At 74.7% G+C, this 23352-nt stretch carries 19 protein-coding genes and 1 tRNA gene; 10 read left to right on the top strand and 10 right to left on the bottom strand.

Features of this window, described 5'->3' with window-relative positions; all coding sequences use genetic code 11:
* The first annotated feature begins 82 nt into the window (after nt 1-82).
* The 5 genes from ACK8HX_RS16395 (at nt 83) to ACK8HX_RS16375 (ending at nt 6471) form a co-directional block, all read left to right on the top strand.
* Nucleotides 83-3067 (top strand): S8 family serine peptidase, encoded by a 2985-nt coding sequence (locus tag ACK8HX_RS16395; protein WP_411941787.1) that lies wholly within the window; start codon nt 83-85, stop codon nt 3065-3067.
* Nucleotides 3068-3149: 82 nt separating this feature from the next.
* Nucleotides 3150-3890, top strand: a complete 741-nt coding sequence (locus ACK8HX_RS16390; protein WP_411941786.1) for an amino acid ABC transporter ATP-binding protein — start codon at nt 3150-3152, stop codon at nt 3888-3890.
* Nucleotides 3891-3962: 72 nt separating this feature from the next.
* Nucleotides 3963-4817: a glutamate ABC transporter substrate-binding protein gene (locus ACK8HX_RS16385; protein ID WP_411941785.1), complete on the top strand. Its 855-nt coding sequence runs from the start codon at nt 3963-3965 to the stop codon at nt 4815-4817.
* Nucleotides 4818-4900: 83 nt separating this feature from the next.
* A complete protein-coding gene (locus ACK8HX_RS16380) occupies nt 4901-5578 on the top strand; it encodes an amino acid ABC transporter permease (RefSeq protein ID WP_411941784.1) in 678 nt (225 codons plus the stop codon).
* Nucleotides 5575-6471, top strand: coding sequence for an amino acid ABC transporter permease (locus ACK8HX_RS16375; RefSeq protein ID WP_411941783.1), 897 nt, complete (start codon nt 5575-5577; stop codon nt 6469-6471). Before ACK8HX_RS16380 ends, ACK8HX_RS16375 begins: the two co-directional genes overlap by 4 nt.
* Before the next feature lie 61 nt (nt 6472-6532).
* Here the strand turns inward: ACK8HX_RS16375 and ACK8HX_RS16370 are convergent.
* The 7 genes from ACK8HX_RS16370 to ACK8HX_RS16340 all read right to left on the bottom strand — a co-directional run bounded on the left by ACK8HX_RS16370 (nt 6533) and on the right by ACK8HX_RS16340 (nt 13312).
* A tRNA-Asn gene (locus ACK8HX_RS16370) sits at nt 6533-6605 on the bottom strand.
* A gap of 99 nt (nt 6606-6704) precedes the next feature.
* On the bottom strand, nt 6705-7238 hold the full coding sequence (locus ACK8HX_RS16365) for a hypothetical protein (protein ID WP_411941782.1): 534 nt from the start codon (nt 7236-7238) through the stop codon (nt 6705-6707).
* A complete protein-coding gene (dnaG, locus tag ACK8HX_RS16360) occupies nt 7235-9172 on the bottom strand; it encodes a DNA primase (protein WP_411941781.1) in 1938 nt (645 codons plus the stop codon). Before dnaG ends, ACK8HX_RS16365 begins: the two co-directional genes overlap by 4 nt.
* A gap of 12 nt (nt 9173-9184) precedes the next feature.
* A complete protein-coding gene (locus ACK8HX_RS16355) occupies nt 9185-10450 on the bottom strand; it encodes a deoxyguanosinetriphosphate triphosphohydrolase (protein ID WP_411941780.1) in 1266 nt (421 codons plus the stop codon).
* Nucleotides 10447-11139 (bottom strand): YdeI/OmpD-associated family protein, encoded by a 693-nt coding sequence (locus ACK8HX_RS16350; protein WP_411941779.1) that lies wholly within the window; start codon nt 11137-11139, stop codon nt 10447-10449. The genes ACK8HX_RS16355 and ACK8HX_RS16350 overlap by 4 nt, the downstream gene beginning before the upstream one ends.
* Before the next feature lie 92 nt (nt 11140-11231).
* Entirely contained in the window at nt 11232-12494 is a 1263-nt protein-coding gene (gene dusB, locus ACK8HX_RS16345) for a tRNA dihydrouridine synthase DusB (RefSeq protein ID WP_411941778.1), read from the bottom strand.
* Nucleotides 12495-12565: 71 nt separating this feature from the next.
* Complete coding sequence (locus tag ACK8HX_RS16340; RefSeq protein WP_411941777.1) at nt 12566-13312, bottom strand: alpha/beta fold hydrolase; 747 nt, start codon at nt 13310-13312, stop codon at nt 12566-12568.
* 40 nt (nt 13313-13352) lie between these two features.
* Between ACK8HX_RS16340 and ACK8HX_RS16335 the strand changes: the two genes are divergently transcribed.
* Nucleotides 13353-14204 carry a sulfurtransferase gene (locus ACK8HX_RS16335; protein WP_411941776.1) on the top strand — a complete coding sequence of 284 codons (852 nt, stop codon included), beginning with the start codon at nt 13353-13355 and terminating at the stop codon, nt 14202-14204.
* 12 nt (nt 14205-14216) lie between these two features.
* Nucleotides 14217-14933, top strand: coding sequence for an alpha/beta fold hydrolase (locus ACK8HX_RS16330; protein ID WP_411941775.1), 717 nt, complete (start codon nt 14217-14219; stop codon nt 14931-14933).
* Here ACK8HX_RS16330 and ACK8HX_RS16325 read toward each other — a convergent pair.
* Together ACK8HX_RS16325 and ACK8HX_RS16320 are read right to left on the bottom strand one after the other, a co-directional pair.
* Complete coding sequence (locus tag ACK8HX_RS16325) at nt 14921-16207, bottom strand: hypothetical protein (RefSeq protein ID WP_411941774.1); 1287 nt, start codon at nt 16205-16207, stop codon at nt 14921-14923. The genes ACK8HX_RS16330 and ACK8HX_RS16325 overlap by 13 nt on opposite strands.
* Complete coding sequence (locus ACK8HX_RS16320) at nt 16204-16788, bottom strand: SigE family RNA polymerase sigma factor (RefSeq protein WP_411941773.1); 585 nt, start codon at nt 16786-16788, stop codon at nt 16204-16206. Before ACK8HX_RS16320 ends, ACK8HX_RS16325 begins: the two co-directional genes overlap by 4 nt.
* A 98-nt stretch (nt 16789-16886) precedes the next feature.
* On the opposite strand from ACK8HX_RS16320, the gene ACK8HX_RS16315 reads away from it, so the two are divergent.
* Both ACK8HX_RS16315 and ACK8HX_RS16310 read left to right on the top strand, forming a co-directional pair.
* Nucleotides 16887-18674, top strand: coding sequence for an HSP90 family protein (locus ACK8HX_RS16315; RefSeq protein ID WP_411941772.1), 1788 nt, complete (start codon nt 16887-16889; stop codon nt 18672-18674).
* Complete coding sequence (locus tag ACK8HX_RS16310; RefSeq protein WP_411941771.1) at nt 18671-21457, top strand: hypothetical protein; 2787 nt, start codon at nt 18671-18673, stop codon at nt 21455-21457. Before ACK8HX_RS16315 ends, ACK8HX_RS16310 begins: the two co-directional genes overlap by 4 nt.
* Before the next feature lie 80 nt (nt 21458-21537).
* On the opposite strand, the gene ACK8HX_RS16305 is transcribed toward ACK8HX_RS16310, so the two are convergent.
* Nucleotides 21538-22944 carry a glycine--tRNA ligase gene (locus ACK8HX_RS16305; RefSeq protein WP_411941770.1) on the bottom strand — a complete coding sequence of 469 codons (1407 nt, stop codon included), beginning with the start codon at nt 22942-22944 and terminating at the stop codon, nt 21538-21540.
* Nucleotides 22945-22956: 12 nt separating this feature from the next.
* On the opposite strand from ACK8HX_RS16305, the gene ACK8HX_RS16300 reads away from it, so the two are divergent.
* Nucleotides 22957-23313: a DUF6703 family protein gene (locus tag ACK8HX_RS16300; protein WP_411941830.1), complete on the top strand. Its 357-nt coding sequence runs from the start codon at nt 22957-22959 to the stop codon at nt 23311-23313.
* Nucleotides 23314-23352 lie beyond the last annotated feature (39 nt).

The following is a 23352-nucleotide window of genomic DNA, read 5'->3' as shown; positions in this document are numbered from 1 at the left end:
CCCCGGTTCCGGCGGTTCTGCGGACACCGCGTCCGCGGTCCACTAGCGTCCGGACCACGCTCACGAGGAGGTCCCTGCTGCCGTGAGGCGCACCGTCACCGTCGTCGCCACTGCCCTCTGCGCGCTCGCCCCCGTGGGGCCCGGGCGCGCCGGAGCCGCCCCACCGCCCGACCCTGCCGGCCCCGCCGCGACGCCGTCCGCCCTCGCGGTGGCGACGTCCACCGCCGTCGAGAGGAGCGCGGTCGGCCGGTACGTCGTCGTCATGCGGCGAGACCCGCTGGCGCGCACCTCCGGCCAGGCGAGGACCCTGCGCTCCGAGCAGGACGCCGCCCTGCGCACCGCCGGGCTCCCCGCAAGCAGCAGGGAGCAGACGTACACGACGGCCCTCAACGGCTTCACCGTCAGCACCGACCTCGCGGGGGCCGAGCGGCTGGCCCGCGACCCGAAGGTGGCGCTCGTCCTCCCCGACGGCCTGCGGAGGCCCACCCGCGCCACCGGCGCCGCACCGACCGGCGCTCCGTCCGACCTCTCGACGACGGCCCTCAACGACGCCCTCGGGCTGACCGCCCGCGGCGGCGCCCACGACTCCGGGCTCACCGGCCGCGGCGTCGTCGTCGGCGTCATCGACACGGGGGTCTGGCCCGAGCACCCGAGCCTCGCCCCGCGCACGGACCTCCCCCCGGCGCCCACCCTCGACGAGAGCGGCCGCTCGGCCTGCGCGTTCGGGACCACCGAGGGCGACCCGGACGACGCACCGTTCGCCTGCAACACCAAGCTCGTCGGCGCCCGCGAGTTCCTCGACACCTACAAGGAGCGCACCGGCCTGCGTCCCGGCGAGTTCGACTCGGCCCGCGACGACGACGGCCACGGCACCCACACCGCGACGACCGCGGCGGGCAACGCCGGCGTCCGCGCGAGCGTCCTCGGCAACGACCTCGGCACGATCTCCGGCATCGCACCCGACGCCCAGGTCATCGCCTACAAGGCCGTCGGCAGCGACGGCGGGTACGCCTCCGACCTCGTCGCCGCCATCGACCAGGCCGTCGCCGACGGGGTCGATGTCCTCAACATCTCCCTCGGTGGGCCTCCTGACACGGTCTCCCCCGAGGCGCTGGCCCTGCTCTTCGCCTCCGACGCCGGGGTCCACGTCGCCGCCTCGGTCGGCAACGGGGGCCCCGCACCGGGCACCATCGGGGGCCCGGCCGACCTCCCGTGGGTCACCGGCGTGGGCGCCACGACGTACGCGGCGGCGTTCGGCGCGACGCTCGACCTCGACAACGGCCCCCGCCTGCGCGGCGCGTCGGTCACGGGCGGCACCGAGCCGGCGCGGGTCGTCGACGGCGCGGCGGCCGGCTCGCCCGTCTGCGTGCCGGGGCAGCTCGACCCCGAGGTCGTCGAGGGCGCGATCGTCGTCTGCGAGGAGGGCGCCCTGAGCGCCACGGGCAAGAGCTTCGCGGTGCAGCAGGCCGGCGGCGCGGGCCTCGTCGTGACGAACGGCCCGGGCTCGACGCCGACGACCCAGACCACCTTCGTGCCTTCGGTGGTCCTCGACCGCGCAGCCGGCCTCCGCCTGCGCGGCTGGATGGCGAAGCACCCCGTCGGCTCGGCGCGGCTCGTCGCCGAGGGGGTCACCGCCTCCCCCGACAGCGACCCGACGATGGCCGTGTTCTCCGGTCGCGGCGCGAGCCCCACCGCCGGTGACGTCGTCAAGCCCGACGTCACCGCACCCGGCGTGCAGGTCCTCGCCGGGGACTCCCCCGCCCCCTCGAACCCGTCCTACGGGCCGGAGGGCGAGCTGTTCCAGGCGATGTCGGGGGCGTCGATGTCGACCCCGGTCGTCGCCGGGCTGCACGCGATCCTCGTGCAGGCGCACCCCGAGTGGTCCCCCGCGGCGGCCCGCTCCGCCCTGGTGACGACCGCCGACCCGCGGGTGACGGACGTCGACGGGACCCGCGCCGACCCGTTCGACACCGGGGGCGGCATCGTCGCGCCCGGCCGTCCCGGCGACGACGGCTCGGCCTTCCGGCCGGGGCTCGTCTACGACGCCTCGTTCCCCGACCACCTGGGCTTCCTCTGCGACGAGGGCCCGGCGCCCTTCCCGCCCGCCCTGTGCGACGACCTGGCGGCGGCCGGCTTCGCGACCGTCGCCCAGGACCTCAACCGCCCCTCGATCGGCGTCGAGGAGGTGCCCGGCCGCACGACCGTCCGGCGCACCGTGACCAACGTGTCGGGTGAGCGGCTGCGGGCGAACGCCTCGGTCGACGCCCCGGACGGCTTCCGCGTCACCGTCACCCCGTCCGCGGTCGACCTCGCGCCCGGTGCCTCGGCGCGGGTCACCGTCGACGTCCTCGCCACGGGCAAGGAGCCCACCGGCACCTGGTCGTTCGGCGCCCTCACCTGGCGCGGTGGCGGCTACGCGGTGCGCAGCCCGATCGCGCTGCGCGGCATCGACCTGCGCGCCCCGGCCGTCGTCACCGGCGAGGGCCCGTCGGGGTCCGCGGTGCTCGACGTCGAGGTCGGTGCGGCCGGCCGGTACGAGGCCGTCCCGCACGGGCTCGTCGGCGCGGTGACGACGGGTGGCACGGTCGGCCAGGACCCCGACCAGACGTTCCCCAGCGACGACGACGGCGCCGGGGTCACCCGGGTCCCGGTCGACCTCACCGGTGTCGCCCACGCCCGGTGGACCCTCGACGACGACGACCCGGACACCGACCTCGACCTCTACCTGCTCGACGGGAGCGGTGAGGTCGTCGCCTCGAGCGCCGAGGCCGGGACGGCCGAGCGCCTCGACGTCGCGCACCCCGCCCCGGGCACGTACACGCTCGTCGTCCACGGGTGGCAGGCCGCCCCGGACACCGCGTTCGACGTCCTGGCGTGGCTGGTCCCCACTGCCTCCGGCGGGAGCCTCCAGGTGACCTCGGGCAGCCCGGCCACCGTCGCCGTCGGGGACCGCCTCGAGGTCGGTGTCGCCTGGTCCGCGGCCCCGCCCGGCCCGGCCCTCGGCCTCGTCGAGCACCTCGTCGACGGCCGCCGGCTCGCCGACACCCTCGTCGCGGTCACCGGCTGAGGTCTCTATTCGGTCTCATTCGCTGTGAACTCGCTGTCGGGCGTTTGACCTCCGGACCGGTGGGGTCGCTAGGTTCTCTGCCATGACCGAGCCCCTCGTCGTCCTCAAGGGCGTCAACAAGCACTTCGGCGACCTCCACGTCCTGCGCGACATCGACCTCACGGTCGGCAAGGGCGAGGTCGTCGTCGTCATCGGGCCGTCCGGTTCCGGGAAGTCCACCCTGTGCCGCACCATCAACCGGCTCGAGACGTTCGAGAGCGGCACCATCACCATCGACGGCGAGGCGCTCCCGGAGGAGGGCAAGGCCCTCGCCCACCTGCGCGCCGACGTCGGCATGGTCTTCCAGTCCTTCAACCTCTTCGCGCACAAGACGATCCTCGACAACGTCACCCTCGGCCCGATCAAGGTCCGCAAGACGAAGAAGGACGCCGCCGAGAAGCGCGCGATGGAGCTCCTCGAGCGGGTCGGCGTCGCCCACCAGGCCCAGAAGTACCCGGCCCAGCTCTCCGGCGGCCAGCAGCAGCGCGTCGCCATCGCCCGCTCCCTCGCGATGGATCCCAAGGTCATGCTCTTCGACGAGCCGACGTCGGCCCTGGACCCCGAGATGATCAACGAGGTCCTCGACGTCATGACCCAGCTGGCCAAGGACGGGATGACGATGGTCGTCGTCACCCACGAGATGGGCTTCGCCCGCCGCGCCGCCAACCGGGTCGTCTTCATGGCCGACGGCCAGATCGTCGAGGCCGACACGCCCGAGAAGTTCTTCACCAACCCCACGAGCGACCGGGCCAAGGACTTCCTCGGCAAGATCCTCACCCACTGACCCACCCCAGAACACCACACCGCCGTCGGCAGACGACCGTCCGCCCGGCACCGACAGGGAGGAACACCCATCATGACGACTCGACGACTCGGAGCGGTCACGGCCGCTGCCGTCCTCGCCCTGGGCCTGGCGGCCTGCGGCTCCGACGCCGGGAACACCGGCGGCGGCGGTGACGCCACGGGTGGCTCCGGCGGCGGCGCCGGCCTGAAGATCGGCATCAAGTTCGACCAGCCCGGCCTGGGCCTGAAGAAGGGCACCGAGTACAGCGGCTTCGACGTCGACGTCGCGAAGTACGTCGCCAAGGAGCTCGGCACCGAGGAGGCGGACATCACCTGGGTCCAGGCGCCCAGCGCCCAGCGCGAGACCCTCATCGAGACCGGCCAGGTCAACATGGTCTTCGCGACCTACTCGATCACGGACGCGCGCAAGGAGAAGGTCTCCTTCGCCGGCCCGTACTTCATCGCCGGGCAGGACCTCCTCATCCGCTCCGACGACTCCTCGATCACCGGCCCGGACGCCCTCGAGGGCAAGAAGCTGTGCTCGGTCACCGGCTCGACCTCGGCCCAGAAGGTCAAGGACAAGTACCCCGGCGTCCAGCTCCAGGAGCTCTCGGGCTACTCCGAGTGCCTCCCGGCGCTCGCGAACAAGACGCTCGACGCCCTCACCACGGACGACACGATCCTGGCCGGCCTCGCCGCCCAGCCCGAGTACGCCGGCAAGTTCAAGGTCGTCGGCTCGACCTTCTCCGAGGAGCGCTACGGCGTCGGCATCAAGAAGGGCGACACCGCCCTGTGCGAGAAGATCAACGCCGCGCTGAAGAAGATGGTCGAGGACGGCTCGTGGCAGAAGGCCCTCGACGCCAACCTCGGCCCGGCCGGCTACAAGGCGGGTGCGGGCAACCCGCCCACGCCTGACACCTGCTCCTGACGTCCAGCCGCGTCGTGGTGCGCCGCCCACCCCCCGGGATGGGCGGCGCACCCCCGCGGCCACCTCGACCGGAAGGCCCCTGAATGGGTGACATCCTGGCGAACTACGACATCCTCGCCGCGTTCCGGATGACGGTCTACCTGACGTTCTTCGCCGCGATCGGCTCGCTCGTCATCGGTACCGTCGTCGCGGTGATGCGCGTGTCACCGGTGGGGGTGCTGCGCTCGATGGGGGCGTTCTACGTCAACGTCGTTCGGAACACGCCGCTGACGCTCATCCTGTTCTTCTGCATCCTCGGCCTCTTCTACATCATCCAGATCAACCTGGCGTCGTCCTCGTCGTCGACCTTCATCGTCGACAACGGCATCCGCTGGGCGATCGCCGGGCTGGCGGTGTACCACGCGGCGTTCGTCTGCGAGGCGCTGCGGTCCGGCGTCAACACCGTCCCGGCCGGTCAGGCCGAGGCGGCCCGGGCGATCGGGCTGACGTTCGGGCAGTCGCTGCGCGAGGTGATCCTCCCCCAGGCCTTCCGCGGCGCCATCGCCCCGCTCGGCTCCGTGCTCATCGCGCTGACGAAGAACACGACCGTCGCGTCGGTCATCGGCGTCGCCGAGGCCTCGAACCTCATGAAGGTCATCATCGAGAACGAGACCGCAGGGGTCGGGGTCTTCCTCGTGTTCGCCATCGGGTTCGTCGTCCTCACCCTCCCGGTCGGCATCCTGTTCACGTCGATGTCGCGGCGCCTGGCGGTGAAGCGATGAGCACCTCGATCCTCTTCGACGCCCCCGGCCCCAGGGCCCGAGCCCGCCACCGGGTGCTCACCGGCATCGGCCTGCTCCTCATCGCCGGCACCATCGCCCTCGTCCTGTGGCGGCTCGGCCGCGCCGGTCAGCTCAGCGGGTCGATGTGGGGCCAGCTGCTCCAGGCCGACGTGTGGACCGCCTACGTGGTCCCGGGGCTGCTCAAGACCCTCCAGGCGGCGGTGGTCTCCATCGTCCTCGCGCTGGCCTTCGGGCTCGTCTTCGGGCTCGGGCGGCTGTCGCACATCGCCCCGGTGCGGTGGGTGAGCGGGGCCGTCGTCGAGTTCTTCCGGGCCGTGCCGGTGCTGCTGATGATGTACTTCGCGTTCGCGCTGTACACCCGCAACAACGTCTTCGGCGTCGACTTCAACAGCTTCTACGCCGTCGTCACGGGCCTCACGCTCTACAACGGCTCGGTCATCGCCGAGCTCGTCCGCTCGGGCGTCCACCAGCTCCCGAAGGGGCAGGGCGAGGCCGGGCTCTCGGTGGGGCTCACCCCGTCGCAGACGCTGCGCTCGATCCAGCTGCCGCAGGCCCTCACCGCGATGCTCCCCGCGCTCGTCGGCCAGCTCGTCGTCATCCTCAAGGACAGCGCGCTGGGCACGGCGATCACCTACCCCGAGCTGCTCCAGCAGGCCCGCGACCTCGGCACCGCGTACGGCGCCGTCATCCCGGCCTACGTCCTCGCGGCGGTGCTGTTCATCCTCCTCAACTACGGCCTCACCGTGCTGGCGGGCCGGGTCGAGCGGCGGATCAACCGGCGCGGGCGCGCCGCCGGTGGCGCAGCCCACGCTGCCGCGATGCCCGCCGCGCCGGGAACGGCCGCGCAGGTTCCCGCGGAACCGCCGAGGTAGCGCCGCACGACGCGACGACGAAGGGCCCCGACCGTGCTGGTCGGGGCCCTTCGTCGTGGTGCTCCCCCGGTTGGACTCGAACCAACAACCTGCCGGTTAACAGCCGGCTGCTCTGCCAATTGAGCTACAGGGGAAAGGCCACCGGGGGATCGCCCCAGCAGCGCCCGGCAACGATAGCAAAGGTGTGACCCGCGAACGAAACCGGTCCCGGAGGGTGCGGAAGCGCCCTCGGCTCAGGCGAGTCCGACCTGCTCGCGGACCCGCGCCAGGCCCGCGCGGACCCGCTCGGCGACGCCCTCGTCGCTGCTCCGGACACCCTTGGGGAGGATCGCCTGGCTGAGCAGCCGGCCGGTGGCGAGGTCCTTGCGGACGACGACCCTGGCGGTCCGGCGGCCACCCAGCTCGACGGCCTCGGCGTACACGACGGAGGCCTGGACCCGCTCGCGGAGCGTCTCGGGGAGCGTCCCCGGCTCGGGGAGGACGAAGCGGGCCGGGCGCTCGCCGTCGACCCACGTGACGGTGAGGGTGCTCGTGTCGCCGTCCCAGGTGCCGGAGTCGACGAGGTGCCACGGCCGGGACAGGGCGAGGACGTGGCCGTCCGGCCCGGGGGCGACGGCGTGCAGGCGGTGCCGGCCGGCGACGACCGTGCCGCCGGTAGACTCCTCGCCCGCCCACGCGAGGAGCTTCTCCCCGCCCTCGGGCGCGATGGCCGCCGCGACGTCCTCGGGCACCGGTGGGCGCCGCAGACCGGTCCACTCGAGCCTCATGACGAGACCCTCTCACGCAGCCGGACCCGCTCGAGCTCGAGGGCGTGCAGCGCCTTCGTGCGGCCGAGCAGGTCGGCGGGGTCGGCGTCCGGGTCGTTCTGGACACGCCGCACCGCGGCCATGGCGTCGGCGATGCGCCGGCCCAGGAGCCGGTCGAGGACGTCGGCGACGAGGGCCTCGAGGTAGCGCCGCGGCGGGAGCCCGGTGGAGGGGTCGTACTTCGTGGGCAGCGGCGCCACCGACAGCTCGGAGACGAGACCGCGGACCGCGAGGGGGGCGGCCTGCGCCACCGCCGCCACCCACGCCGCCGTCGACCCCGCGCGGGCGGTGGGGGCGGCGATGGCGATGCCGTCGAGGACGGCCCGGTGGGCGGGTGCGGTGAACGCCTCGGGCTCGAGGGCCGCGACCGTGGCGTCGTCGAACTGCGCGGGGTACTGCACGAGCGCCTGGAGCAGCTGGCGCTCGGCGAAGACCACGGGGTCGCGCAGGTCCGGGGCCGGCATCGCGGCCTCGGGCCCGGGCTCGGGGACGTCGTCGGTGCTCGCCGGGTGGCGCTGGTGGGCGCCGTCGGCTGCCGGTTCGGTCCGGATCCGCCCGGCCCGCTTGACCTCCGTGGCCACCTGCTCGACCTCGAGGCCGAGCCAGCCCGAGACGGTGCGGGTGTACTCGGGACGCAGGCTCTGGTCGCGGATCGACCCGATGATGGGGGCGACAGCCTTCATGGCCTGGACGCGGCCCTCGGCGGTGTCGAGGTCGAAGCGGGCGATCGTCGTGCGGACGGCGAACTCGAACATCGGGACGGCGCCCTCGACGAGGGCCACCACCGCGGCGTCACCCTTGGCGATGCGGAGCTCGCACGGGTCCATGCCGTCGGGCGCCACGGCGACGAAGGACTGGGCGACCCAGCGCTGGTCCTCGCCGAAGGCCTTCATCGCGGCGGCCTGCCCCGCCTTGTCGCCGTCGAAGGTGAAGACGACCTTGGCGGGCACCTGGTCGGCCTCGTCGCGCATGATCCGGCGCAGGATCTTGATGTGGTCGACGCCGAAGGCGGTGCCGCAGGTGGCGACCGCGCCCTGGACACCGGCGAGGTGGGCCGCCATGACGTCGGTGTAGCCCTCGACGACGACTGCCCGGCGGTCGGTGGCGATGGCCTTCTTCGCGGCGTCGAGCCCGTAGAGCACCTGGCTCTTCTTGTAGATCGGCGTCTCGGACGTGTTGAGGTACTTGGCGGCGATGCGGTCGTCGTCGAGGATGCGGCGCGCCCCGAACCCGACCGTGTCGCCCGTCGTGTCGCGGATCGGCCAGACGAGCCGGCCGCGGAAGCGGTCGTACAGGCCGCGGCTCCCCCGCCCGCTGAGGCCACCGGTGACCATCTCGTCCTCGGTGAAGCCGCGCTCGCGCAGGTGGCGGGTCAGCGCCTCGCCGCTGCGGGGGGCGAAGCCGACGCCGAACCGCTCCGCGGCGGACCCGTCGAAGCCGCGCTCACGGAGGAAGTCGCGCCCCGGCCTCGCCTCGGGGTTGCCGGTGTCGAGCAGCACCGCGGCATAGAACTCCTCGGCGACCCGGTGCGCCTCGACGAGTCGCGACCGCTTCCCGAGGCTGGCACCGCCGTCGCGCGGCCCGCCGCCCTCCTCGTAGCGCAGCTCCATCCCCAGCTTGGCCGCGAGCCGCTCGACGGACTCGCTGAAGGTGAGGTGCTCGACCTTCTGCACGAAGCTGATGACGTCGCCGCCCTCGCCGCAGCCGAAGCAGTGGTAGCTGCCGACCGCCGGGCGCACGGTGAAGCTCGGCGTCTTCTCGTCGTGGAACGGGCACAGGCCCTTGAGCGAGCCGACCCCGGCGGGGCGCAGCGTCACGTGGTCGCGGACGACGTCCTCGATCGAGGTGCGCTCCTTGACCGACGTGATGTCCTCGGCCCTGATCCGTCCCGCCATGATGCCGCGAGTCTAGGTCGTCGCGGGGCGGCACCACCGGCGGTGGAGGGTGAGCGCCCGCAGGTCGGTCAGGGAGGCGACCTGGTCGACGAGGACGCGCAGCGCCTGCGCCTCGGAGCCGGCGGCCTCGTGGTCGGCCCGCAGGTCGGGGTCGAGGCGGCTCGGGTCGGCCTCGTAGGCGGCGACGAGCTCGGCGACGACCTCCCGCTGGCTCTCGTAGATCTGGACCCGCTCGGCCGCGTACATGACGTAGTGGGCGGCGACCGCCTTGAGGACGGCGCACTCGGCGCGGCTCTCCCGGGGCACGACGAGGTCGCCCTCGTGGCGGGTGAGCGGGCCCGGTCCGTGCCGCTCGCGGGTGGCTCCCTCGACGGCGACGACGAACCGGCCGATGAGGCGGCTCGTCATGTCCTTGAGCCCGGCGAGGGCCGCGCGGGAGCCGTCGTGCGCCCCGGGCACGGCACCGCTGGCGAGCACGCGGTCGAGGGCGGCGCCGAGCTCGTCGGTGGTCAGTCCCGGCTCGTACACCTCGCCGGCGACGGCGAGGACGGCCTCGGCGTCGGTGCGGTCGCGCAGGGCGCGGGGGTCCAGCCAGCCGGAGGCGATGGCGTCCTCGACGTCGTGGACCGAGTAGGCGACGTCGTCGGCCCAGTCCATGACCTCGGCCTCGACGCTGCGACCGGCCTCGGGGGCGCCCGCGCGGAACCACTCGAAGACGGGGAGGTCGTCGGCGTAGACGCCGAACTTCATCGTGGGGTGGGGCGCGCGGCCGCGCTGCCACGGGTACTTGGTGGCCGCGTCGAGACTGGCGCGGGTGAGGTTGAGGCCGGCGGGGCGGCCGTCGTCGTGGGTGCGCTTGGCCTCGAGCCGGGTGAGGACGCGCAGGGTCTGGGCGTTCCCCTCGAACCCGCCGGTGCCCGCGGCGAGGGAGTCCAGGGCCGACTCGCCGTTGTGGCCGAACGGCGGGTGGCCGAGGTCGTGGGCCAGGCACGCGGTGTCGACGACGTCGGCGCTGCACCCGAGGGCCGCCCCGAGCTCGCGACCGATCTGGGCGACCTCGAGGGAGTGCGTCAGGCGGTTACGGACGAAGTCGTCGCTGCCGGGCTGGACGACCTGGGTCTTGGCGGAGAGGCGGCGCAGGGCGGCGGAGTGCAGGAGGCGGGCGCGGTCGCGGGCGAAGTCGTCGCGGTCGGAGCGCTTGAGGGCGGGGTCCTCGCGCACCCACCGCTCGCGGTCGACGGCGGTGTAGGTCTCGCGGTCCCGGTCGGTGGAGGTCACGTGGCGCGCGCCGCCTGCGCCGCCGCGGCCGCGCGGGCCACCCACGACGGCTCGGTGCCGTAGCGCTGGCTCTTGATGATCACGCCGGCGGCGCAGTCGTCGACGAGGGTCGAGGCGCGCCCGTCGCGCGTCTTCTCCTGCCTGGCCGTCATCACCCAGCTCGTGGCGAGCTTGCGGTAGCCGTTCGTGGCCGCGGCCCAGAACGCGGCGGCCGCGGGGTTCGCGGCGAGGGCCTCGGCGTAGCGCGGCTCGAGCTGGAGCTCGCCGTTCTCGTAGGCGTAGACGCCGCTGCGGTCGGCGCGGCGCCGCTCGAACGCGGCGAGGCCGCTGGGCTGCATCCGGCCCTGCGCGGTGAGCTCGGCGACGGCCCTGATGTTCACCGTCGACCAGGTGCTCGTGGCCTTGCGCGGCGTCCACCGCTGGCGGCGGGTGTGCTCGTCGATGCCCTGGGCCTTGGAGTCGATCCAGCCCCAGCACAGCGCCTCGCGCACGGCCTCCTCCCACGTGAGGCCGGCCCTCGGGTGGCCCTTGCGGTAGAGCCCCATCCACAGCTCGGCCTCGGTGTCGTGGTGCGCGGCGAGCCAGCGCCCGAACTCGGCGGCGTCCTCGAAGAACAGGGCCGGCTTCTCGGGTGTGCCCCCGGGGGTGCCGATCGGCTCCCTCGAACGCCTCGACCCACCTGCCGCCATGGCCCCGACCCTAGCGGCGCCCCCCGACAGCTCGCGGTTCGAGGTGTTCGGCCCGCGCACCAGCCCGGGCGAACACCTCGACCCGGTGAGGCTCAGCCGCCGGAGACGCTGAGCTCGGCCTGGGCCACGACGGCCGCCTGGGCCTCGTCGAGGTCACGCGAGCGCAGCCAGTTCTCCGGCAGGGCCACGACCCGGGGCGAGCCGGCCCGGCCGCGCTGCCCCTCGGCGGCCTCGCCGGGCCACGGGGCCGAGAGGTCCATCGTCGCGATCAGGGCGTCGATCGACTCGAGGCTGTCGACGAGCGCGAGCCGGTTGCGCACGGTCGACCCCGCCGGGAAGCCCTTGAGGTACCAGGCGATGTGCTTGCGGATGTCGCGGCAGGCGCGCTGCTCGTCGCCGTCGTAGAAGTCGACGAGGTACTCGGCGTGGCGGCGCAGCGTGGCGGTGACCTCGCCGAGGTCGGGCCGCACCCGCGCCGACGAGCCGGCGAAGGCCGCCGCGAGGTCGGTGAACAGCCACGGTCGCCCGAGGCAGCCCCGCCCGACGACGACCCCGTCACAGCCGGTGCGCCGCACCATCTCCAGGGCGTCCTCGGCCGACCAGATGTCGCCGTTGCCGAGCACCGGGACGGTCCGCACGGCCTCCTTGAGCCGCGCGATGGCGTCCCAGCGGGCGCTGCCGGAGTAGGCCTGTGCGGCCGTGCGGCCGTGCAGCGCCACCGCCGCCACGCCCTCGGCCTCGGCGATCCGCCCGGCGTCGAGGTAGGTGACGTGGTCGTCGTCGATGCCGATGCGCATCTTCACGGTGACCGGCACGTCGTACGGCGTCGCCTCGCGGACGACGGCGCGGACGATGCCGCGGAACAGCTCGGTCTTCCACGGCAGCGCGGCCCCGCCGCCCTTGCGGGTGACCTTGGGGACGGGGCAGCCGAAGTTCAGGTCGATGTGGTCGGCACGGTCCTCGCTGACGAGCATCCGCGCGGCGAGCCCGGCCGTCACCGGGTCGACCGAGTACAGCTGCACCGACCGCGGCTGCTCCTCGGGGCCGTGCGAGATGAGCCGCATCGTCTCCGGTGTGCGCTCGACGAGGGCTCGCGAGGTGACCATCTCGTTGACGTACAGGCTCGTCGCGCCCGACGCCCCCCCGGCCTCCAACCCGGCCGAGCCGTACTCGCGGCACAGGCGGCGGAAGGCCCGGTTCGTGATGCCGGCCATCGGCGCGAGGACGACCGGGGACCCGATGACGTGGCGCCCGATGCGCAGCGGCGGCAGCACCGGGGTCGCGCCGGGCGCGGGCGCGGGGCTGATGGCAGCGGGGGCGGTGCTGGTGGCAGCGGGGGCGGTGGAGGTCGGCATGGCGTCATCCAGTGTCGCCGAGGCCGCGCCATCAGCCGAATCGACAGGGCCCGTCGTGGGTCGAGATCGCCCTATTGGTCGATGTCGTCCCGGTCACGGGCGTCGGCGACGAGCTCCCAGAGAGCGGCCGCCGTCTCGTGCGGGTGCGTCAGCGGGAAGACGTGCAGGCCGTGGCGGACGACGACCCGCCGCACCCACCGTGCCGACCGGGCCGCCCGCTCGAACCGTCGCGCGTCGACCCGCAGCTGGTCCAGCTGCCCGGCGACGAGGAGCACCGGGCACGTGACGGCCTCCAGCATCGAGGGCCGGCAGCGCGTCATCACCCCGTGCCACGCGGCGGGGATGCCGTCGAAGCCGTACCCGGCCTCCTTGACGACGGCCGCGAGCTCGGGGGGCAGGAGGGCGTCGAACTGCCGGTCGAGCGCCCGGGACACCCGGTCGACGCCGAGGCGCGCCTCGAGCCGGGCGATGCCGCGGTACAGGGCCGCCCCCGGCCCGGCGGGCACGGCCGTGGCGCCGAGCAGGGCCAGCCCCGCGAGGCGGGTGGGGTGCTCGGCGGCCCACGCCATCGCGAGGTACCCGCCGAGGCTGTGGCCGGCCAGAACGACGGGCACCGACGGGTCGCCGCCCTCCACCGCCTCGCCGACGACCGCGAGCGCGCCCTCCCACGTGAACTCCTCGCCGCGCCGCGACCCGTGGGCGGGCAGGTCCGGCACGACCACCTCGACGTCGGGCCCGAGCAGCCCGGCGTACCGCGTCCACTGCACCCCGCTGAGCTGGGACCCGTGGACGAGGACGACGCGGACGGGACGGGGCACGGCCCCATTGTCGCGAACGTCCCGGTGGTTGGATGACCGGGTGAGCGCCCCCGCCCTCGTCCCCGCCGACGACCTCGCCACCCTCCTGGCCCGCGGCGAGGTCGCCGTGGTCGACGTCCAGTACGCGCTGAGCGGCACGCCCGGACCCGACCTGTACTTCGACGCGCACCTGCCCGGGGCCCCGTTCCTCGACCTCGACGCCGCCCTCGCGGGCCCCCCGGGACGAGACGGTCGCCACCCGCTGCCCGACCCCGCCGTCCTCGAGGACGCCCTGCGCAGCGCCGGGCTCGACGACGACACCGAGGTCGTCGTCTACGACCAGCAGACCTCGCTCGGCGCCGCCCGGGCGTGGTGGGTCCTGCGCTGGGCTGGCCACCCGCAGGTGCGCGTCCTCGACGGGGGGCTCGCCGCCTGGCGCCGCGCCGGGTTCCCGGTCACCGCCGAGGTGCCGGCACCGGCGCGCGGCTCGATCACGGTGCGCCCCGGCTCGGTGCCCGTCCTCGACGCCGACGCGGCGGCCTCGATGGCGCGCACCGGCGTCCTCCTCGACGTCCGCACGCCGGAGCGCTACCGGGGCGAGGCCGAGCCCATCGACCACACGGCCGGGCACGTACCCGGTGCCGTCAACCTCCCCATGGCCCAGGTGATGGCGCCGGACGGCACCTTCCTGCCCCCCGACGCCGTCCGCCGCCGCGCCGCCGCGGCGGGCGTCCACCGCGACACGCCCGTCGGGACCGCGTGCGGCTCGGGCGTCACCGCCGCGCAGATGGCGCTCGCCCTCCACACCGCGGGGATCTCCGCGATCCCCTACGTCGGGTCGTGGAGCGAGTGGATCGAGGACCCGTCGCGCCCGGTCGCCCTCGGCCCCGAGCCGGGTGTCGGTGCGGGCTGACAGGGTGGGGTCATGAGCACACAGGTCGTCCTGGTCCCCGGTTTCTGGCTCGGCGCGTGGGCGTGGGACGCCGTCGCGCCCCACCTGCGCGACGCGGGTCACGAGGTCGTCGCCCTCACCCTGCCCGGCCTCGAACCCGGTGCCGACCCCGCCGCCGCCACGCTCGACGCGCAGGCGGACGCCGTCGCCGGCGCACTCGACTCGGCCGCCGACCGCCGGGTCCTCGTGGTCCACAGCGGCGCGGCGGTCCCGGGCACCCTCGTCCTCGACCGGCACCCCGACCTCGTCGACCACGTCGTGTTCGTCGACACCGCGCCGGTCCGTGACGGCTACGCCATGAACGCCGGGTTCGAGGGCGAGGCGCTGCCCCTCGACGCCGTGTGGGACGAGGAGTACGGCCAGGGGTCGATGCGCGACCTCACCGACGTGCAGCTCGCCACGTTCCGCGAGCGGGCCGTGCCGCAGCCCGCCGCCACGGTGCGCCAGCCCGTCGCCCTGTCGAACCCCGCGCGGCTGTCGGTGCCGGCCACGGTCGTCTGCACCGCGTTCCCGAGCGAGGAGTACCGCTCGTACGCCGAGCAGGGGGCGTCCTTCCTCGCGGGGCTGCTCGACCACACCGACGTCACCTACGTCGACCTCCCGACGGGGCACTGGCCGATGTGGTCGCGCCCGCGAGAGCTCGCCGACATCATCGCCGGGGTCGCGGAGGCGGGGGCTCAGAGCGCGTAGGCGCCGGTGAACCCACCCACGGAAGGGAGCACCGGACCCACCTCGCCGACGAACGACAGGCCGCCCTCGATGACGTCCCACGCGAGCAGGCGCAGGGTCGGTCGGTCCGCGCCACCGGGGAACGAGCGCGACTCGAGCACCACGACGTCGCGCGGCCCGAACGCGAGCGGCCGGTAGCAGCCCTTCGGCACGTCCGGTCCGCGGGTCGCCGCGAGCAGCCGCGGGATGGGCCGCAGGTCACCCTGCACGGCGAGCAGCCCCTGGCTGCGCCCGATGGCGCCGGCATAGGTCTGCCCGAGGTAGGCGTGGGCCGCGCCCCAGGCCTCGGTGTTGCTCACGGTGGGGCCGTCGACCTCGACGACCGGGCCGCGCAGGGGCCGGACCCCCGTCAGGGTGCCCGCCGCCGAGAAGGTCCGCAGCGCGCTGCCCTCACCCGTCGTCACGAGGTCCACCCACCCGGCGCCCACGGCGTCCCCGGCCCGGGTGACGGCGAGGGTCTCGGTGTCGACGAGCCAGTCGGCCTGCGCCCCGTGCACGACCACGGTGCGCCCGTCCTTGGCCCAGCCGGCGCTGCGGATGCCCGGGTCGCCGACGGGGATGCGCCGACCGACGCCGGTGCGCGCGTCGAGGACGACGACGGCGGACGGCTGCGGGAAGACGACGGCGAGCCGGTCGTCGCGGATCGCGCGCGGGTGCAGGACCATCCCCTGCCCCGTCTCCGTCGGATCAGCCGGGTGGAGGCGCACCTCGGGACAGGCGAGGTACCGGTCGCCGTCGGCCCGCGGGACGTGGAGCACCGGCATCAGCAGGCCACGCTCGGGCAGCCGCGCGAGCAGCACGGCGCGCACCGACGCGCTGTTGGCCGGGCGACCGGTCTCCGGCCCGAGCCCGGGCAGCTGCATCGCATCGGTGAACCCGATGCGCGCCCCGAGGCCCACCACGGCCGCGTCGGCGTACGCGGGCAGCGCGGACTCGTCGCCCGGCGGGGGTGCGAGGTGCACCGTGACCCCTCCGACGTCGGCCGTGCGCAGGCGCGTCGGGGAGGGTGCCGGCGAGGCGGAGGGAGACCCCGCGGGCGGCCCCGCCTCGCCCGCCTCCCGCAGGACGACGGTCGTCACCGCGGCGGCCGCCGCCGCGGCACCGGCGCCGAGGAGGACGCGCCGCCGCACGGCCCGCTGCTCGGCGCGGGCGGCCCGCCAGGCCCCCTCGGCGAGGTCGGCCTCCGGCACGTCGTCGCTCGCGAGCTCGAGGAGGTCGCGCAGGTCGGTCGTCATCGGGCACCTCCGGTCTCGAGGTCGACGCGCGGCATCGCGGCCCGCAGCCGGACGAGCGCGTCGTGGGTCTGGCTCTTCACGGTCCCCACCGAGCAGCCGAGGACGTCCGCCGTCTCGCGCTCGGACCGGTCCTCGAAGAAGCGCAGGACGACGGTGGCCCGCTGACGCGGGGTGAGGACGTCGAGGGCGCGCAGGACGTCGAGCCGGCGCTCGACCTGTTCGGCCTCGTGGGCGGCGGCGGGGGCGTCCCACGCCGGCGCGAGGCCGAGCACCTCGTGGCGCCGCTTGCGCCACGAGGAGACCGCGTCGCGGTAGAGGATGCGGCGCACGTAGGCGTCCGGCTGCTCGTCGCGCACCCGGTCCCACTGGCGCGCGAGCTTGACGAGCGCGCCCTGCAGCAGGTCCTCGGCGAGGTGGAGGTCACCGCAGACGAGGTACGCGGCGCGCAGCAGGCGGTGCTGCCGGGCCCGCACGTACTCGACGAACTCGGCGTCGGCCTGCCACCGCTCGTCGTCCTGCGGCACCTGCCCACCTCCCTCGTCGTCGCTGGTCGTCCCTCGTCGTCCCTCGTCGTCCCGCATGGTCCTCGGGTGCCGGCCCGCTGCGGCAGCTCCACTCTCCCAACGCACCGAGAGGGCCGGAAGGTTGGGAGGCGGCGCGCCGTGGTTGGATCGGTGGCATGACGGGGGACGCGACCTTCCACGTCGATCTCCGTGGGGTGGTCGACCTCCTCTCCCACCACCTGTACTCCAGCCCGCGGGTCTACCTGCGCGAGCTGCTCCAGAACGCGGTCGACGCCGTGACCGCCCGCACGGAGGAGGACGCCGCCGCCCCGCGCTGCGTCGTCATCACCCCCGCCGACGTCTCCCCCGACGGCCTCCTGCACGTCGAGGACACCGGGATCGGCCTCGACGAGACGGGGATCCGCGACGTCCTCGCGACGATCGGGGCCTCGACGAAGCGCGACGCGCTGGGCCTGGCGCGCGAGAGCTTCCTCGGTCAGTTCGGCATCGGCCTGCTCTCGTGCTTCCTCGTCACCGACCAGATCCGCGTGACGACCCGCCGCGCCGGCAGCGACGAGACCTGGGTGTGGGTCGGCCGCGACGACGGCACGTACGCCGTCTCCCCCGCCGACTCGCCCCGGGCCGAGCCCGGCACCGACGTCGCCATCCGCCCCCGTGGCAGCGCCGCCGACCTGCTGTCCGCCGAGGTCGTCCGCTCCCTCGCGAGCACCTTCGGTCGCCACCTCGCGCTCGACGTCACCCTCGTCGGCCCCGACGGGCCGGTCGCCGTCGCCGGCCGCCGGTTCCCCTGGGAGGAGGACGGGCCCGGCGCCCGCCGCGAGGCCGGCCTGGCCCTCGGCGAGCGGCTGCTCGGGGAGCGCCCGCTCGACGTCGTCGACCTCGCCGACCCCGCGTCCGGGCTCCGGGGCCAGGCCTTCGTCCTCCCGCACGCGGGAGGGGCCCGGTCGGCACACCGGCTGTACGCCAAGCGGATGCTCGTCGGCGAGTCCGTGCCCGACCTGCTGCCCGACTGGGCGTTCTTCGTCCGGGCCGTCGCCGACACCGAGCGGCTCGGTCTCACCGCCTCCCGCGAGGCCCTGCACGACGACGACCTGCTCGACGAGACCCGGGCCCGCCTCGGCGAGCAGCTCAAGCGCTGGCTGCTGCGGATGGTCCGCACCGACCGTGCGCGCGCCGAGGAGTTCTTCCGGGTCCACCACCTCGCCGCCAAGGCCGCGGCCACGACCGACGACGACATGCTCGACGTCGTCGCCGAGGTCCTCCCCTGGGAGACCACGCTCGGCTCGATGACGCTCGCGGAGTTCTCGGCCCTCGACCGCGTCGTCACCTACGTCGACTCGGTCGACGCCTACCAGCAGGTCGCGGCCATCGCCCGCGCCGAGGACATCGCGGTGCTCAACGCCGGGTACGCCTACGACACCGGGCTCGTCGGCCGCTGGGTGCGCCGCTCCGGCCTCGACGCCCGACGACTCGCCCCGGAGGAGCTCGCGGACCGCTTCTCCCGGCCCGGCCCCGAGGACGAGCGCCTCCTCGCCTCCCTCCTGGATGTCGCCCGGTCCGGCCTCAGCCGCGCCGGCGTGGTCCCGGTGGCCCGCTCGTTCCGGCCGTCGACCCTGCAGGCGGTCCTCCTCGTCGGGCGCGACGCCCACCTCGAGCGCGACCGGCGCGACGTCGCCGTCACCGCCGAGGGGCCGTGGGCCGACGCCCTGGAGACCCTCGCGGACCCCGCCGCGGAGCCGCGCTTCGTCCTCAACGCCGACAACGCGGCCGTCCGGCGGCTCGCCGAAGGCGCCGACGCCGGCCTCCAGCGGGTCGCCGTCGAGGCCCTCTACGCGCACGCCCTCCTCTCGGGGCGGCACCCGCTCACCCCCTTAGACAGCGCGCTCGTGGCCCGCGCGCTGCCGGCGCTCATCGACCGGGCCATCGACGGAGGAACGCCATGAGGCAGTGGGAGCAGGTGTCGCCCGAGTTCGCGCGCGTCTCGATGGAGGCCGACGAGGCCCCCGCCGGACCGGACCGCGTGCGAGCCCACGAGGGCGCGCTGCGCCTGGCCCGGGCGAACGGCTCGTTCGCGGAGGAGTTCGTCGCCCGCGTCGACCTCACCCAGGCGATGGACGACCTGCCCGGGGACCCGCGCAAGATGACCCACTTCGCGTGGCTGCGCCAGGCGCTGGCGCCCGAGCACGAGCTGGAGCAGGGCGACCGCGACGCCGTCCTCTGGCGGCTGAAGTGGGCCGTCGACCTCCTCGAGGACATGCCCGACGTGCCGCTCGACTCGCTGCGCGCGGCGATCGACGACGTCGAGCAGGTGTTCCGCGCCGACGGCTACCACCTGCGGCCCGTGCACGCCGCGCGCGCCCGGCTGGCCCGCAACACCGACGACCCCGAGGGCGCCGCCCGCGAGCTCGCCGCCTGGCTCGCCGAACCGCGCGACAGCCGCAGCGACTGCGAGGCCTGCGAGCGCAAGGACCAGGCGCGCCTCCTTGCCCCGAGCGACCCGGACCGCGCGCTCGACCTCATCGCCCCCACCGTCGCCGGCGAGCTGACCTGCGGCGAGGAGCCGCGCACCAGCCTCGGACTCGACGCCGTCCTGCGCGTCGACCGTGGGGAGGTCGACGCCGCGGTCACCTCCTTCCGACGTGCCTGGCACCTCGCGGAGGACGACCCCAAGGCCGCCGACACCGTCGCCGACTGCCTGCGCGTGCTGCTCCGCCTCGGGAACACCGACCGGGCCGTCGACCTCCTGCTCCCCCGGCTTCGCTGGCTCGAGGACCTCCGCACGCCCTACCCGCGGATGTGGTTCGCGGGCACCGCCGCGCTCGTCCTCGACCGAGCCGCCGCCGTCGGCCTCGCCCCGGACGAGGTCGACGGCCGCCCGACGGCCGAGGTCGCCGCCGGGCTGCGCGCGGAGGCCGACCGGATCGCCGCCGCCTTCGACGCCCGCCACGGCTCGACCGTCGTGTCCGACGACCTCGCCGCGGCCCTCGACCCGGCGAAGGTCCCCAGCGAGCCGACCCTGCCGCCGACGCGGCTCCCGGACACCCCGGCCGACGTCGAGGTCGGCCGACGCGGCCGGCGGGTCGAGGTGCCGGAGGGGCTCGTCGAGCGCGCGGAGTCGGTCCGGCAGCGGATGCTCGACCTGGACCCCGAGGTCGACGACCACGTCCGCGCGTGGCTGCGCGACCGCGACGGTGCCCCCGAGGCGACGACGCCGCAGGAGTGGTCGGCCCGTGCCTTCCTCGACCGGGTCAGCGCCCAGGACACGGGTGGTCCCGAGCGCTACCGGGCCCGTCTCGGCGAGGCCGCCGACGCCGCGCGCCGCGCCGGAGACGACGTCGAGCTCGCCCGCGCCGAGGCCGAGGTCGCCATCCTCGACGGCGACGAGGACGCCGCCCTCGCCATCGCGGAGCGGTTCGACGCCGAGGGCCGTCCCGCCGAGGCGGCCGGGGTGTGGCGCCGCCTCGCCTGGTTCGGCCGTCCCGCCGACCCGGCCGGGCTCATGGCCCGCTCGGCCGACGCCTACCGCCGCGCCGGCCACGACGCCCGGGCGCTCATGGGCGAGGTCGAGATCGCCATGGCGCTCGGGGCCACCGACCCCGAGCGCGCCACCCGCCAGCTCGACGAGGTCGAGCCCCGGGTCGCCGGCCGCCCCCTGCTCGCCTCGATGGTCCACGACGTCAGGGGCCGCCTCGCCCGTGGCCGCGGCGACCTCGAGGAGGCCGAGCGCCACCTGCGCGCCGCCCTCGCCGTCCCGGGCACTCCCGAACGGGTCCGCGTGCCGGTCAGCCTCGCCCTGTGCGACGTCCTCGTCGACGCGAACCGGTACGACGTCCTCGAGGGACCCGCAGCCGACCTCGTCGCGGCGGCGACCACCACCCGGGACCCGGTCCTGCTCGCCCACGGCCAGCGCTTCCTCGGCCTCGCCTACGTCGAGACCGGCCGTCCCGCCGAGGCCGCCGAGCTGCTCGAGGCCGCGCTGCCGGTGCTGCGCGAGCACGCCCCACCGCTCGTCGGCCCGGTCGGCTGGGCGCTCGGCAACAGCCTCACGGGCCTGGGCCACTGGGCTGCCGCCCGCACGGCGTTCGCGACGGCCGCCACCTCGTTCGAGGCCGAGGGCCGCATCCTCGAGACCGCGCACGCGCAGTGGCGGGCCGGCAACGCCGCGTGGGACGCCGAGGACCTCGAGGCCGCCGCGAGCCACTTCGAGGCGGCGGTCGACCGCTCGCGCGAGGTGGCCGAGGTGCCGCTCCACGTCGAGGCGCTGCGCTCACGCGCCGCGCTGCGGGCCGACACCGAGGACCTCGCGGGCGGTCTCGCCGACCTCGACGCCGCGATCGCCGCCGGCGACGCCCTCGCGCGCGAGGCCGGGGTCGACGAGGACGGCTGGGACGGCGAGGTCGTCGAGCCGCACGTGCTGCGCCAGGGGGCCCACCTGCTCGCCAAGCACGGGGACGTCGACGGCGCCGTCGAACGGCTGCGCCGCGCCGAGGCCCTCGTCGGGGCCGACCTCGAGCTGGCGCTGGGCGCCGAGGCGGGCGTGATCCTCGCCGACGCCGACCGACCCCAGGCCGAGGCGAGGCTGCGGGAGCTGCTGCCGGCGCTCGCGGCCCACGGCCTGGACCAGCAGCGCGTCGAGGCCGCGGCCGCCCTCGCCCGCTTCCTCGAGCGCGAGGGTCGCGCCGAGGAGGCCGAGCAGGTGTGGGAGCGGTTCGGCCCGGACGCCTGAGCTGCTCACGCACGACCTACCGCCTGGTAGGTGCTGTGATCGCAGCACCTACCAAGCGGTAGGTCGAGCGTGAGGGGGCGTCAGCAGCCGACGAGGCGGGCGCCGAGCCAGGCCTGGACCTGGTCGAGCGCCACGCGCTCCTGCGCCATCGAGTCGCGCTCACGGATCGTCACCGCGTGGTCCTCGAGGGTGTCGAAGTCGACCGTGATGCAGAACGGGGTGCCGATCTCGTCCTGGCGGCGGTAGCGGCGGCCGATGGCGCCGGCGTCGTCGAAGTCGACGTTCCAGTGCCGGCGCAGCGTGGCGGCGAGGTCGCGGGCCTTGGGCGAGAGGTCGGCGTTGCGCGACAGCGGGAGGACCGCCGCCTTGACCGGCGCGAGCCGTGGGTCGAGCCGCAGGACGACCCGCTTGTCGACCCCGCCCTTGGTGTTCGGCGCCTCGTCCTCCGTGTAGGCGTCGACGAGGAAGGTCATGAGGCTGCGCGACAGGCCGGCCGCCGGCTCGATGACGTACGGCGTGTACGAGTGGCCGCTCGCCTGGTCGAAGTAGACCAGGTCGGTGCCGGAGTGCTCGGAGTGCGTCGTCAGGTCGAAGTCGGTGCGGTTGGCGATGCCCTCGAGCTCGCCCCACTCGCTGCCGGTGAAGTTGAAGCGGTACTCGATGTCGACGGTGCGCTTCGAGTAGTGCGAGAGCTTGTCCTGCGGGTGCTCGTAGTGGCGCAGGTTCTGCGGGTCGATGCCGAGGTCGGTGTACCAGCGGGTGCGCTCGTCGATCCAGTACTGGTGCCACTCCTCGTCCTCACCCGGCGCGACGAAGAACTCCATCTCCATCTGCTCGAACTCACGGGTGCGGAAGATGAAGTTGCCCGGCGTGATCTCGTTGCGGAAGCTCTTGCCGGTCTGGGCGATGCCGAACGGCGGCTTCCGGCGCGAGGCCTGCATGACGTTGAGGAAGTTGACGAAGATCCCCTGCGCGGTCTCGGGGCGCAGGTAGTGCAGCCCGGACTCGTCCTCGATGACGCCGAGGTAGGTCTTGAGCATCATGTTGAACTCGCGCGGCTCGGTCCACTGGCCGCGGGTGCCGCAGTTCGGGCAGGCGATCTCGGACAGCGGGATCGAGTCGGGGTCGACCTCCTTGCCCTTGCGCGCCTCCTTGTCGGCGATCGCCTCCTGCATGTGGTCCACGCGGAAGCGCTTGTGGCAGGACTGGCACTCGGTGAGCGGGTCGGTGAACTCGCCGACGTGGCCGCTCGCGACCCAGGTCTGGCGCGGCAGGATGATCGAGGAGTCCAGGCCGACGACGTCCTCGCGCGCGGTGACCATCGACCTCCACCACTGGCGCTTGATGTTCTCCTTGAGCTCCACGCCGAGCGGCCCGTAGTCCCACGCCGAGCGCGTGCCGCCGTAGATCTCCCCGCACGGGAACACGAACCCGCGACGCTTGCAGAGGGAGACGACGGTGTCGACGACGGAGGAGGGGGCTGCCATGCGCGCAAGGCTATCCGCGCGGGCGGTGGGTCACCGAACCGCCCACCTCGTCGAGGCCCTCGGGGCCGGCCCGTACGCTGGGGCACCGTGTCGAGCCTTCGTGAGTCCTTCGAGCGAGCCAGCCTTCCCGCCCTGACCCGGATCAGCGCCCTGCCGCGCGTCGTCCCGTTCCTCGTCGTGCTCGGGTTCGTCGTCGCGGGCATCCTCGTGCCCGGCTGGGGCTGGGTGCTCATCGCGCTCGTGGCCCTGCTCCTGCTGTGGATCCTCGCGCTCGCGTGGCCGCGCCTCACCGTCGCCGAGAGGCTCATGCGGGCAGCGGTCGTCCTCATGCTCGGCGCGGTCGCCCTGACCCAGGCCGTCCCCCGCTGACCGTCGAGCCATTTGACAACGGTTCTCATTTCACTTGAG

Source organism: Oryzobacter faecalis, from assembly GCF_046764005.1.
GTDB classification, from domain to species: Bacteria; Actinomycetota; Actinomycetes; order Actinomycetales; family Dermatophilaceae; genus Oryzobacter; species Oryzobacter faecalis.
Note: the sequence above shows the minus strand (reverse complement) of the source record. Positions and strands in the feature narration are given on the sequence as shown.